Source organism: Aeromicrobium sp. UC242_57 (assembly GCF_044452305.1).
Taxonomy (GTDB): Bacteria; Actinomycetota; Actinomycetes; order Propionibacteriales; family Nocardioidaceae; genus Aeromicrobium.
In genome coordinates this window covers 1,648,758-1,661,041 of sequence record NZ_JBIOAM010000003.1, presented here as the reverse complement: position 1 = coordinate 1,661,041, position 12,284 = coordinate 1,648,758, and the positions used below count along the sequence as shown (strand labels likewise).

Genomic DNA, 12,284 nt, shown 5'->3' with positions numbered 1-12,284 from the left:
CGGCCTGAGCCTCCAGCGAGGACGGGGCCTTCTTACGCTTCTTGGCCACGGGGCGCGTCTCCGTTCGATGTCGTGGGTGCCAGCGCCGCGGCAAGTGCCTCGGGGTGCCGGCTTGAGATCAGCCAGTATGGGGCCGGATCGGTCGGATCGTCGACGACAACGGTGATTCCGTGGTCGATGTACGGACGAGTCATCATGTGGGCACGGACGTCAGCACCCGGTCCGAGCGTGTGACGGTAGGCCGCCCGGTTGAGCACGGTGACCTCGCCGATGTGGCGCGGCTCGAGGTGCGCGCGTCCGACGCGCAGCCCGTCGGCGTCCACCGTGATGTCGACTGCTCCGTAGCGCCAGACCAGGAAGCAACCGGCGACGGACAGCAGAACTGTCACGGTGATGGTGATCGGCCACGTCGTGACGACCCAGAACAACCAGCCCCAGACGAGGGCGAAGAAGACGGCTGCCAGCCGACCAGGAGACGGGAGCGGACAGGCGTTCACGGTAGTTCGTCACGGTTCAACCTTGCCTCATGCGGACCAGGCACCCGACGCAGGTAGGGTCGCAGCCATGTTCGAGGTGGCTGTCACGCGGTTGGACCCAGACGTTCCGATGCCGGAGTATGCGCACCCAGGTGACGCCGGAGCCGACCTGGTGTCGACGGTCGACGTCGAGCTCGCACCCGGTGAACGCGTGCTCGTCCCCACCGGGATCGCACTGGCCCTTCCGGACGGGCTGGCCGCCTTCGTCCACCCGCGGTCCGGTCTGGCGCTGCGCCTCGGACTGTCGATCGTCAACACCCCGGGCACGATCGATGCGGGCTATCGCGGCGAGATCAAGGTGCTGTTGATCAACCACGATCTCCGAGAGACGATCAAGGTGAACCGGGGCGACCGTATCGCCCAGCTCGTCATCCAACGGGTCGAACGGGTTTCCTTTGCCGAAGTTCAGGCACTTCCGGACTCGGTGCGCGGCGCAGGGGGATACGGTTCTACAGGCGGTCACGCGACCGTTGACATCCACGAGGAGAACAGCCGATGGCACGCCGACGCAGCAAGAACCAGCCGGTCGAGGAACCGGTCGACGAGATCAAGACGGTCGAGGGGGTTCGCCACCTCGGACCGTGGACAGCTCTGAGCGGACGCCCGGGGACGATCCTGCCTCGGTCGATCTCGGGGCACTGGTCGTCAAGGTCCGGATCGGGCTCAACCTCGAGCTCCCCGTCGACCAGAACGACGACATCGGATCTGTCGTGCTGATCGCTGACAACGCCGCCTTGGAGCTGCGCGCGTTCGCGGCCAACAAGTCCGGCGGCCTGTGGGACGAGGTGCGCGACGACCTGATCCTCGAGGTCGAGCGGCTCAACGGCCAGTGCGAGCAGGTCGACGGCCTGTTCGGCCCCGAGCTGCACGTGCGCGTGCCCGTCGACATGGACGGCGAGGAGGGCTTCCAGCCCAGTCGGATCCTCGGCATCGAAGGCCCGCGGTGGCTCCTGCGCGCGACCTTCCTCGGCGACGCGGGTCTCAACCCGAGCGACGAGGGACTGCTCATGGACGCATTGCGCGACGTCATCGTCGTCCGTGGCAGCGAACCCCGCCTGCTGCGCGAGGCCCTGCTGCTGACGCCGCCGGAGACCACGACCGTCGTCCTCGACGGAGAGTAGAATCGGGGCATGGGACTCTTCAGCCGAACGCTTGATCGGCTCTCGTCCGAGAAGCAGGAGGCCGGTGAGCTCCAGAACGACGCGACCAGGGCCGGATGCCAGCTGATCTGCTCGCTTCCTGACCGGTCGGTCGTCTCGATCCACGGTGTCCTGCGTTCGGTGACGTTGCGTCCTGTCGACGGCGTCACGGCGCTCGAGGCCAGGCTGTACGACGGTTCTCGACAGCGTCACGCTGGTCTGGCTGGGGCGTCGCCGGATCCAGGGCATTGCCGTGGGCCGGCAACCACGGCACACGGCCGCATCGGCACCCGCACGACCGAGCGAGTCCTGTACAACCCTCGCTACGAGCTCGACGCGTGAGCAGCGCACAGGCCACGGTCGAACAGGTCGTCCGTGCCCAGCTGGCGCGGGCGCTCGGCGGGCGGCGAGGCATCGTCGAGAGCGCCGTGCCCACGGCGCTGTTCACGGTGTGCTTCCTGATCTCCGACGAGATCCGGCTGTCGCTGTACATCAGCATCGGCGTCACGGCCGCTCTGCTCCTGATCAGGATCCTCCAGCGGTCGACGACGCAGTTCGTGTTCAACGCGCTGGTCGGCATCGGTATCGGCGCCCTGTTCGCCTACCGGGCGTCACAGTCGGGCGGCTCCGACGAAGACATCGCCCGAGCTGTCTTCACGCCGGGCCTCATCTACAACGGTGCGTACGCGGTCGTGATCATCTTCACGATCGTGATCGGCTGGCCGATCGTCGGATTCATGGTCGGCTCGGTGACCGGCGACGCCACCGCGTGGCACAGCGACAAGGCGATGGTCAAGCTGTGCTCGCAAGCTGACCTGGATCCTGGCGATCCCGTGCGTCCTGCGTGTCGCGGTGCAGCTGCCGCTGTGGCTGGATCACCAGATCGGCCTGCTGGGCGTCTCGAAGATCGCGCTGGGCTGGCCTCTGCAGCTGGCATCCTTCGCGGTCATGGCCTGGCTCCTGAGCCGCAACCGCACCCCGATCGAGCTCGACACACCCCCACCCACCGACCCCCGCTGAAGAGGTAGTTGTCGCCCCACGACGAGAGGCTTGCCGCCCTTCGGCCGGCAGCCTGCACCTCGTCGAGGGGCCATAACGGCCTCGTCAGGGGCGGCAAGGGCCTCGTCAGCGGGGCTACTTGCGGGGGGAGAGCAGCTCGCCCAGCTCGTCCTCGACGTCGGACGGAGTCACGAACAGCAAGCGTCGCCAGACTCCAGCGAACGGTCGCCATCGGGGGTCTGGATGCTGTTGTCGCGCAGGATCGCGACCAGGACGGCATCGGAGGGCCACGGGACGTCGCACACCCGAGTACCGATGAACGGCGAGTCAGCCGGCATCGTGAGCTCGACGAGATCGGTGTTGCTCTGCCGGAACGTGAACAGCCGCACCAGGTCACCGACCGTGACAGCCTCCTCGACCAGCGCCGACATCAACCGCGGCGTCGACACCGAGACGTCGACACCCCACGACTCGCTGAACAGCCACTCGTTGCTCGGATGATTGACCCGGCCGACCGTGCGCGGCACCGCGAACTCGGTCTTGGCCAGCAGCGAGATGACGAGATTGGCCTTGTCGTCGCCGGTCGCCGAGATCACGACGTCGCACGACTGGAGCCGGGCCTCCTCCAACGACGACAGCGCACGCATCAGCGAGCAGCCACTGCGCCTGCGGCACCATCTCAGAACGGATCGAGGCGGGGGACTTGTCGATCAGCAAGATCGAGTGGCCGTTGTCGATGGGCTCTGGGCAACCGAACGGCCCACTGCGCCGGCTCCGGCAATCACGACGCGCATCAGTCGGCCTCCGGTCCTGCTTCGAGCACGGCATGGGTGCTGTCGGCCGAGGCCTCCAGCATGAAGACGCTGAGGTAGTCGCCCTCCTGGATCACGGTGTCGGGCCGGGCGATCAGTCCCGCGCCCAGACGGGTCAGATACGCGACACGCACGCTGGCAGCCTCTTCGAGCTCGACGATGCGGTGACCGATCCACGAGAAGGGCGCGTAGACCAGGTCGAGCCGGACGTCGCCGGACTGTCTCGCCAGGCCGGTTGGAGCCAGCCGGCAGCAGGCGCTTGAGCACCTGGTCGGCGGCCCACGGCACCGTCGCGACCGTGGGGACGCCGAGTCGTTCGTAGACCTCGGCTCGGCCCCGGATCGTAGATCCGGGCGACGACGTTCTCGACCTGGAACTGCTCACGTGCGACGCGCGCCGAGATGATGTTGGAGTTGTCGCCGCTGGAGACCGCCGCGAAGGCGTCGGCGCGTTCGATGCCGGCCTTCTTCAGCACCTCGCGGTCGAATCCCATGCCGGTCACCGTGATGCCGGCGAATCCGGTGCCCAGACGACGAAAGGCGTCCGGATTGGTGTCGATGACGGCGGTGGTGTGGCCGCGCTGCTCGAGGCTTCGGGTCAACGTCGAACCGACCCGGCCGCAGCCCATGATCACGATGTGCACGGAGGCGACGCTACACCTGGAAGGCCGCAGGCGCGCGCATGAGGCCTGCGAGGTCTAGCATCATCTCTCGTGGGACTCACCGAGGTCGTCAAGCGCGCTGTGGTCGGGCGCGAGCCCGAGCACCCAGCTGGGCGAGACGTTGCTCCCCAAGCGCATCGCGCTGCCGGTGTTCGCCAGCGATGCCCTCTCTTCGGTCGCGTACGCCCCGGACGAGATCTTCTTGACGTTGTCGCTCGGCGGGCTGTCTGCCTACGCGTTCAACTGGAAGATCGGCATCGCCGTGACGCTGGTGCTGCTGACGGTCGTGGCGTCCTATCGCCAGAACGTGCACGCGTACCCCAGTGGCGGCGGCGACTACGAGGTCGCGACCGTCAACCTGGGTCCCACGGCCGGTCTGACGGTGGGTAGCGCCCTGCTCGTCGACTACGTCCTGACCGTCGCGGTGTCGATCTCGTCCGGGGTACAGAACGCGACGTCGGCGTTGCCGTGGCTCAACGGTCACGAGGCCACCGCTGCGTCAGTCCTGGTGCTGGTGCTGATGGCGATGAACCTGCGAGGTACCAAGGAGTCCGGCAAGGCCTTCGCCGTGCCGACCTACCTGTTCATGCTCGCGAATCTTGATGATGGGCCTGTGGGGGTACTCCCGCTACCTGTTCGGCGACCTGCCCGAAGTCCCGAGCGCGGCCTACGACATCGCGCCCGAGGGACAGTTCGAGCAAGGCCTCACGGGCATCGCGATGGTCTTCCTCCTCGCGCGGGCCTTCTCATCGGGTTGCGCGGCGCTGACCGGGGTCGAGGCAATCAGCGACGGCGTCCCGGCGTTCAAGAAGCCCAAGAGCAAGAACGCCGCAACGACGCTGCTGCTGCTCGGCACGCTCGCCATCGCGATGCTGATGAGCATCATCGTGCTGGCCGACCTGATGAAGCTGCGGTACGTCGAGGACCCGGCGCACCAGCTGCTGCAGAACGGCAAGCCGGTCGGCTCGTCGTACGAGCAGGACACCGTCATCGGCCAGCTGGCCAAGACGCTGTACTCCGACTTCACGCCGCTGTTCTACTTCACGATCGCGTGCACCGGCATCATCTTGATCCTGGCGGCCAACACGGCGTTCAACGGCTTCCCGGTGCTCGGCTCGATCCTGGCCCGCGACGGCTTCCTGCCCCGCCAGCTCGACACCCGTGGCGACCGGCTCGCGTTCAGCAACGGCATCATCTTGCTGGCACTTGCGGCGATCGTGCTGATCCAAGCCTTCGATGCCGAGGTCACCAAGCTCATCCAGCTGTACATCGTGGGCGTCTTCGTGTCGTTCAACCTCAGTCAGCTCGGCATGATCCGGCACTGGAACCGGCACCTGCGGACGGAGACCGATCCCGCCGAGCGCAAGCGCATGGTGCGTTCGCGCGCCGTCAACGCGATCGGCCTGGCGATGACCGCGACGGTGCTCGTGATCGTGCTGCTGACCAAGTTCCTCGCCGGGGCGTGGATCGCGATCGTGGCGATGATCGCGGTGTTCGTGCTGATGCGCGCCATCGGCCGTCACTACGACCGCGTGTCAGACGAGCTCGCGATCGACGACTCCGACGTGATCCTGCCGTCACGGGTCCACGCGATCGTGCTCGTCAGCCGCCTGCACAAGCCGACGATGCGGGCCCTGGCCTATGCGCGGGTGTCGCGGCCGAACTCGTTGGAGGCGATCACGGTCGACTTCGACCCCGAGCAGACCGCAAAGCTCGTCCAGCAGTGGGACGAGCCGCGGTCCCGGTGCCGCTCAAGGTCATCGACTCCCCGTATCGTGGGCCGTCCGACCCGTGATCCGGTACGTCAAGGAAGCTGCGCAAGTCGGGACCGCGCGACATCATCACCGTCTACATCCCCGAGTACGTCGTGGGACGTTGGTGGGAACAGCTGCTGCACAACCAGACGGCCCTGCGCCTCAAGGGACGGCTGCTGTTCATGCCCGGTGTCATGGTGACGAGCGTGCCCTACCAGCTGAGCTCAGCGGGTCTGGCGAAACAGAAGATGGCCCAGCAGCGGCCAGCAGCCGGCGATGTCCGCCGTGGAGTGGAAGAGCGTGAGTGAGCACTGAAGCAGTAGTCGACGTCGGACCGGTCGCCCACGGTGGGCACTGCGTCGCACGACTCGACGGTCAGGTCGTGTTCGTCCGCCACGCGCTCCCGGGCGAGCGGGTCAGGATCTCGATCACCGAGCGCACCAAGACGTTCCTGCGCGCCGATGCGGTCGAGGTGCTCGACGCAGCGCCCGGCCGGGTCGACGCGCCGTGCCGGTACGCCGGGACGTGTGGCGGGTGCGACTTCCAGCACGTCGATCCGGCGGTGCAGCGCGAGCTGCTGGCCGATGTCGTCCGCGAACAGCGCGCCGACTGGCGGGGCTCACGTGGGACGGCGTCGTGGAGGCCGTCTCGCCGGAGGCACTGGGTTGGCGCACGCGGGTGCAGTTCGCAGTCGACCGCCAGGGCCGTCCAGGACTGCGGCGGCATCGTTCGCACGAGATCATCCCGGTGACTGAGTGCGTCATCGCCCATCCCGACCTGCCTGACGTGCTCGGGCACACCTGGGACGCCGAGTCGGTCGAGGCCATCGCGTCGTCGACGGGGGAGCGTCTGCTGGTCACCGATGCGAGCATCAGCGACGAGGTCGAGGACTCCGTCGACGGCGTCGTGGCCACCGACGGCACGACACGCGGTGGCCGAGGAGCGCTGACCGAGCGGGTGCACGACATCGACTTCCGGGTCAGTGGATCGGGTTTCTGGCAGGTGCATCCTGCGGCAGCGACGACCTTGGTCGACGCGGTGCTCGAGGGCGCGCAGGCTTCTCCTGGCGAGACGGTGCTCGACCTGTACGCAGGCGTCGGGCTGTTCACGTCGTTCTTGGCCGAGGCGGTCGGTGAGACCGGCACGGTCTTGAGCGTCAGTCCGATCCCGGAGGATCGCGCGACGCCCGGCGCAACCTGCATGCCCTGCCGCAGGTGCGGCTCGTCGCCGAGACGGTCGAACGGGCACTGCGTCACGGCACTCTCGGGGGAGGCCGCCGACGTCGTGGTGCTCGATCCGCCGCGCACCGGCGCCAAGAAGGCTGTCGCCGACATCGCCGCGCTGGCCCCTCGCCGCATCGTCTACGTCGCCTGCGATCCGGCGGCACTGGCCCGCGACCTGGCGTCGTTCGCCGCCCGCGGCTACCAGCTGACCAACCTGCGGGCGTTCGCGCTGTTCCCGATGACCCATCACGTCGAGTGCGTAGGCTGTCCTCGAACCCACCCCGCCCCCACGCTGACGAGGTAGTTGTCGCCCCCCGAGGAGGCGGTTTTTCGTCCTTGGCCAGGGCGGCAACTACCTCGCCGAGGGGCGGTAAGTACCTCCTCAGCGGTGGTGGAGGGGGTTAGCGGCGGGCGAGCAGGAAGCCATCACGGCGGCGCACAGGCCGAACGAGACCAGAGAGCCGTTCACGTCGGGTGCGACCATCAGCGGAACCGTCAACAGGGCGAGCACGTCGAAACCGCGTGCGGAGCTGATCAACAGCCCCGGCGGGATGGCGCCAGCCGGCGACGTGACGAGCGGGGTCGAGTAGTTGGGCTGACCGGCCAGGAGCAGACGGGCGATGGCGCCCAGTACCGCGGTGCCGGTGGCCAGGGCCACGACGACCGCTCCCGCCGCAGGGCCGTCGATGCCATGGCTGATCGCCGGGATCGCAGCCAGCGCCCACACCACGACCACGACACCCGGTACCGCCAGCGTCGCGGCGCGCACGGTCGCGATCGGCAGCGGGAAGCACCGCACGAGACCTGGGCTGTTGGCGACCGTGCGCAGCGCCGGGAACAACCACAGGCCGACGAACAGGCCCGTCAGAGCCGTGACCGGGATGATCGCGGCGTCGAGCCCGAGTGCCACCAACAGGTACGGGACGATCAACGCGGCCGCCAAGGCCGTGATGGCGCCGGGGAGCGACGCAGGCGGATGACGTCGCGCCACACGATCGCCCACGGACCACCGGGTCCGCCCCGTACCGGTCGCACCGTCGCCGCCGTGCGCCACTTCCGGGCCACCAGGACGTCGTAGGCCAAGGTGAAGTCGAGTCCGGCGAGGGCGCCAGAGATGCTGGAGAGCACCGATCCGGAGGCGGTCAGGTCGGCCCGTCGCACCTCGCCGATGCGACGCTGCGTGCACGGTCAGGGCTGCGGCCACGATGGCGACCCCGCTGATCAGGCCGACGCCCCAGGGGCCGGTGATCCAGGCCGAGCCGGTCTGCGGTGCCTGGTCGACTGTGATCAGCAGCATCCACGACCACGCGGCAGCACCGAGGGCGAGTGCAGCGACACGGGCCTGGCCCGACGGATGCCGCTGCCAGCGGGCGGCAAAGCCCCGTGACGCCGGCTGCTGCCAGGGCTGCGAGACCCGACCAGACGGCGAGCGGCGTCGGCGGCAGCCCGGCGAGCAGCGCCGAGACCCGCGACGACCAGACCGCACGACAACGCCGCCACGGCCGAGGTGACCATCAACCGGGTCCGCAGGAGCGGGCGTCGGTCGATCGGGGTGCTGAGCAGCCAGGTGCCGGTCGCCGGCGTGATCATGACGGGGCCGAGTGCGCCGCACACGGCTGAGCCGACGCCCAGCGAGGCGATGGTCGTGGCCCACAGCAGCGACGTGCGCGCGTCGTCGCAGGCCGCTGTCGTGCACCCCGCCGCGACACTGACCCGGGTCTGGATCAGTGCGCTGATCGCCATCGCGCCGATCAGGACCGCCGAGAACACCCAGATGTACGCCTCGGAGAGCTGTTCGTACAGCGTCGTGCTGGCGCGCTCGCGGCGCCATGACCGCATCTGACGACGCAGGGCCCGGGCTTCGGCGCGGGCCGGCGCGGTTGACGTCATCCGAGGTCGACGATGTAGTCGGCGACAGCCTCCACGAGTCCCGCGTCGTGGCTCACCAGGAGGATGCCTAGCCCGTCGGCCTTCTCGGCGATGAGCCGTTCGGCGAGCCAGTCGATGCCGGCGGCATCGAGCCGCTGCTCAGGTTCGTCGAGCACCAGGAGGCGCCGCGGACGCACGAATGCGCTGGCCAGGGCGAGCCGCCGCCGTTGCCGCGAAGACAACGTCCCCGGAAGCTGGGCGGCCTGGTCGCTGAGACCGACGTCGGCCAGCACGGCGTCGACGACTGACTCGGGATCATCGACGCGGTGCGCGCGGGCCAGCAGGTCGAGGTGCTCGACGACGCTCAGGTCGGGGAAGAAGGACAGGTCGTCCATCACGACCGCCAGGTCACGGCGGGTCGCGGTCGAGCGTTCGTCGAGGGGAGCCCCGTCGAGCCGACGGTCCCGCCAGTGGGCTCGTCGGCCCCGCAGATGCAGCGCAGTGCCGTCGACTTGCCTGAGCCGTTGGGCCCGACGAGGGCCAGGGCCTGACCGCTGTCGAGGTCGAGGTCGAGCCCGGTCAGCACCTGCAGCTCGCCGAAGTGTCGGTGCAGGTCACGAACGCGCAGCAGCGGCGGGGGAGTCTCGGCCATGCTGCCAACGTATCGGCCTGACCTTCGGGGGGGCGCACTTGCTGCGGACAGGCAGTCACGAGAGGGTGACGGCATGCGCTTTGCCGATCCGAATGCCTGCCCCGAGTGCGGCGAGGTGGTGACTGGCCTTCCGGCCTGCCCGCACTGCGGCCTGGACCTGACGACCCAAGAGGTACGCACGCTCTCGGCAGACGTTGCTGCATGCCGATAAGCTGCTGGCGCTTGCCTCGGTGCATCGGGTGGCACCGAGACAAGCGCCGACGGTGCCGACTCCACCTGCACCTGCACCTGCGCCCGCACCCACGCCGACGCACACCGCGCCGGCACCGCCAGTCGTGCCGTTGACCCAGAGCATCCCCTTCTACCCGGCGCAGGCGCCTGCCCCGAAGCCCGCGAAGGCCTCGACAGAACGGTCGTGGTCGGTCGGCACGATCTTGCTGGTGCTGGGTGCCTTCGGCCTGATCGTCGCGGGGCTGATCTTCGTGACGCGCTCGTGGGACAACCTCGGGCTGACCGGACGGACCGTGATCCTCGGGGGCGTCACGGCGCTGATCGGCGTGCTGGGCGTCTGGGTGACCCGCCGGCCGCTGCGCGCCTCGGCCGAGGCGGTCTGGACGGTGTTCCTGGCACTGCTGACGCTCGACTTCTTCGCTGCCCGGCACGAGAACCTGCTGGGCCTGGAGGCCCTGAGCATCCAGGTCACCTGGATCGTCTCGGGTGCGGTGCTGCTCGCGCTATGTGTCTTGATCGCCGTGTGGGCGCGGCCGCTGGTCCACGCTGCGCTGGTGGCGCCGGCCGTCATCGGCGGGCTGGCCATCGCGATCGGCGGGATCGGCGCGGGTGGCGTGCCCGAGGATGTCGACTTCGCCTGGCGCGCGTTCATCGCGCTGATCGTCTCGGGACTGCTGGCGCTGTCGACCCGGCCTGCTCGACTCGCGCCCATGACGCTGGTCGCGCGGATCGTGTTCGCCGGCTTCTTCGTGGCTGCCTATGTGTCGGCCTTCGTCGAGGTCGCTGCGCACCCGAGTCTCTCCGCCCTGATCGGCGACGCCCATGGCGTCGTCATGGCTCTCATGGCGGTCGCCTCGATCGTGGTGGCGTGGCTCGTTCCGCTGGTGCGCATCCCCCTGACGGCCTGCGGCGTCGCGGCGATGTCGTTGCTGCTCGTCGCGCCGTTGTCGGCGGACGGACCCACCGGGACGATCTGGCCGACGGTGGGGGTGCTCGCCGCCGGTCTTGCTGCGGCCGGATCTCGCGGGCGCAACGACTGGATGCGCGGTGTGCGGGTCGGCGCAGCGCTGCTTCTCGCATTTGCTGCCTATCTGGTGCTGTACCTGGTGTCCAACCTGCTGGCGACGATCGGGCAGTCGCTGGACGAGCCGTGGTCGCTGGCCTGGGACGCACGCCTCGATGCGCCGGGTATGCCGAACATCGCCGTCTGGGCTGTGTCGGTGCTGCTGGCGGCGTTCGTGGTGTCGGTGTGGTTCGTGTCTCGTTGGCCTGAGCTCGATCGGTTCCGTTCGCTCACGCCGCTGGTGATGGCATCGGCGATCGGTCTGGCAGCGGTCGTCGGCGTCACGGGAGTGCGTCTGCCGGTCCTGGTTGCGGCCATCGTGCTGCTGGCTGTCGCTGTGACGGTTCTCGGGCTGAGGATCCGCCGCCTGTTCGTCACGATCGGGCCGGTGGCGCTGGTGGTCGTCGTGGTCGCGTCGCTGCTGGCCCTGACATCGCACGGCGTGTCAGCCGCGACCTGGATGCCGGCCGCGGCGATCGTGGCCGGGCTGGCGTGCACTGATCGGCAGGCGTGGTGGCGGCCCGTCTACGGGGTCGCGGTCGCGGTCCTGGTGCCGCTGGGGGTCTTGGCGGTCGTCGAGCTGTTCGACCCCGACACCTCGATCACCGCACTGGCCGTGCTGGTCGCGGCGCTGGGCCTCGTCGTCGTCGCAGGACTGCTGCTGGTCGGTGACACGGTGCGGCTCCCGGTCGAGGTGACCAGCGCGCTCGCCGTGGCAGCCGCCTTGTTTGCCGCCGGGTCGACCGGCGAGGTGGCGGTGCGGTGGACGGTCGCCGGGGTCGTGGCGATCGCGCTGGCTTCTGCGTGCCCGACCGCCGCTGGTACCTGTGGCCGGGCCTGTCGGCACTGGTGGTGGCGTACATCCTGCTGATCGTCGACAGCGGCTTCTCGTTCGTCGAGGCGTACACGCTGCCGCTCGGGGTGGCTGCACTCGGCGTGGGCGGCTATCTCGTCCGCCGAGACCAGCAGACGCCGACCTGGCTCGTGCTCGGACCCGGTCTGGCGATCGCGCTGCTGCCGAGCGTCCCGCAGGCCCTCGCCGACCCGACCGGGCTGCGGGCACTGCTGTTGGGGGTTGCCGCGTTGGCGGTCCTCGTTGCCGGCGTGCGGCTGCACTGGCAGGCGCCGTTCGTGTCGGGTGTCGTGATCCTGACAGCTCTGCTGCTGTTCAACATCGGCCCGTATGCGAATGCTGCACCGCGGGTCGTGCTGATCGCGATCGGGAGCGCGATCCTGCTCGGCATCGGCATCACGTGGGAGGACCGGGTGCGCGACGGTCGCAAGGTCGTCCGGTACGTGCGGTCGATGCGCTGACCGGACTACTTGCGTGCGCGGAACCGGATGC

Annotated in this window: 9 protein-coding genes and 7 pseudogenes; 10 read left to right on the top strand and 6 right to left on the bottom strand. The window is 69.0% G+C overall.

Going from position 1 to position 12,284, the window contains the following annotated elements:
• Window positions 1–32: 32 nt before the first annotated feature.
• A complete protein-coding gene (locus ACHMWU_RS21075; protein WP_396046524.1) occupies window positions 33–497 on the bottom strand; it encodes a DUF3093 domain-containing protein in 465 nt (154 codons plus the stop codon).
• Between the two features lie 67 nt (window positions 498–564).
• Here ACHMWU_RS21075 and dut point away from each other — a divergent pair.
• The 5 genes and pseudogenes from dut to ACHMWU_RS21050 all read left to right on the top strand — a co-directional run.
• A pseudogene (gene dut, locus ACHMWU_RS21070) lies at window positions 565–1,005 on the top strand (dUTP diphosphatase); the annotation flags it as partial.
• 112 nt (window positions 1,006–1,117) lie between these two features.
• On the top strand, window positions 1,118–1,657 hold the full coding sequence (locus ACHMWU_RS21065; protein ID WP_396046522.1) for a DUF3710 domain-containing protein: 540 nt from the start codon (window positions 1,118–1,120) through the stop codon (window positions 1,655–1,657).
• Window positions 1,658–1,666: 9 nt separating this feature from the next.
• A complete protein-coding gene (locus ACHMWU_RS21060) occupies window positions 1,667–2,017 on the top strand; it encodes a DNA-binding protein (RefSeq protein WP_396046520.1) in 351 nt (116 codons plus the stop codon).
• Window positions 2,014–2,427, top strand: a pseudogene (locus ACHMWU_RS21055) (DUF3159 domain-containing protein); the annotation flags it as partial. The gene ACHMWU_RS21060 and the pseudogene ACHMWU_RS21055, both read left to right, overlap by 4 nt.
• A 100-nt stretch (window positions 2,428–2,527) precedes the next feature.
• Window positions 2,528–2,695: a hypothetical protein gene (locus ACHMWU_RS21050; RefSeq protein ID WP_396046952.1), complete on the top strand. Its 168-nt coding sequence runs from the start codon at window positions 2,528–2,530 to the stop codon at window positions 2,693–2,695.
• Window positions 2,696–2,809: 114 nt separating this feature from the next.
• On the opposite strand, the pseudogene ACHMWU_RS21045 reads toward ACHMWU_RS21050, so the two are convergent.
• Both ACHMWU_RS21045 and ACHMWU_RS21040 read right to left on the bottom strand, forming a co-directional pair.
• Window positions 2,810–3,468: pseudogene (locus tag ACHMWU_RS21045) on the bottom strand (potassium channel family protein).
• Window positions 3,468–4,129 (bottom strand): annotated as a pseudogene (locus tag ACHMWU_RS21040) (potassium channel family protein). The pseudogenes ACHMWU_RS21045 and ACHMWU_RS21040 overlap by 1 nt, the downstream one beginning before the upstream one ends.
• Window positions 4,130–4,198: 69 nt before the next feature.
• Here ACHMWU_RS21040 and ACHMWU_RS21035 point away from each other — a divergent pair.
• From ACHMWU_RS21035 to ACHMWU_RS21025, 3 genes and pseudogenes are all read left to right on the top strand, one after another.
• Window positions 4,199–6,209: pseudogene (locus ACHMWU_RS21035) on the top strand (APC family permease).
• Window positions 6,206–6,652: a TRAM domain-containing protein gene (locus tag ACHMWU_RS21030; protein ID WP_396046518.1), complete on the top strand. Its 447-nt coding sequence runs from the start codon at window positions 6,206–6,208 to the stop codon at window positions 6,650–6,652. Before ACHMWU_RS21035 ends, ACHMWU_RS21030 begins: the two are co-directional and overlap by 4 nt.
• A complete protein-coding gene (locus tag ACHMWU_RS21025; protein WP_396046516.1) occupies window positions 6,649–7,428 on the top strand; it encodes a class I SAM-dependent RNA methyltransferase in 780 nt (259 codons plus the stop codon). Before ACHMWU_RS21030 ends, ACHMWU_RS21025 begins: the two co-directional genes overlap by 4 nt.
• A gap of 78 nt (window positions 7,429–7,506) precedes the next feature.
• Here the strand turns inward: ACHMWU_RS21025 and ACHMWU_RS21020 are convergent.
• The 3 genes and pseudogenes from ACHMWU_RS21020 to ACHMWU_RS21010 all read right to left on the bottom strand — a co-directional run bounded on the left by ACHMWU_RS21020 (window position 7,507) and on the right by ACHMWU_RS21010 (window position 9,645).
• Window positions 7,507–8,252, bottom strand: a pseudogene (locus tag ACHMWU_RS21020) (DUF6297 family protein).
• A 159-nt stretch (window positions 8,253–8,411) separates the two neighbouring features.
• Window positions 8,412–9,014: a DUF6297 family protein gene (locus ACHMWU_RS21015; protein WP_396046514.1), complete on the bottom strand. Its 603-nt coding sequence runs from the start codon at window positions 9,012–9,014 to the stop codon at window positions 8,412–8,414.
• Window positions 9,011–9,645: pseudogene (locus tag ACHMWU_RS21010) on the bottom strand (ATP-binding cassette domain-containing protein). The gene ACHMWU_RS21015 and the pseudogene ACHMWU_RS21010 overlap by 4 nt, the downstream one beginning before the upstream one ends.
• Before the next feature lie 194 nt (window positions 9,646–9,839).
• On the opposite strand from ACHMWU_RS21010, the gene ACHMWU_RS21005 reads away from it, so the two are divergent.
• Together ACHMWU_RS21005 and ACHMWU_RS21000 are read left to right on the top strand one after the other, a co-directional pair.
• Window positions 9,840–11,810 carry a hypothetical protein gene (locus tag ACHMWU_RS21005; RefSeq protein WP_396046512.1) on the top strand — a complete coding sequence of 657 codons (1,971 nt, stop codon included), beginning with the start codon at window positions 9,840–9,842 and terminating at the stop codon, window positions 11,808–11,810.
• Complete coding sequence (locus ACHMWU_RS21000) at window positions 11,744–12,253, top strand: SCO7613 C-terminal domain-containing membrane protein (RefSeq protein WP_396046510.1); 510 nt, start codon at window positions 11,744–11,746, stop codon at window positions 12,251–12,253. The genes ACHMWU_RS21005 and ACHMWU_RS21000 overlap by 67 nt, the downstream gene beginning before the upstream one ends.
• The last annotated feature ends 31 nt before the right edge of the window (window positions 12,254–12,284 follow it).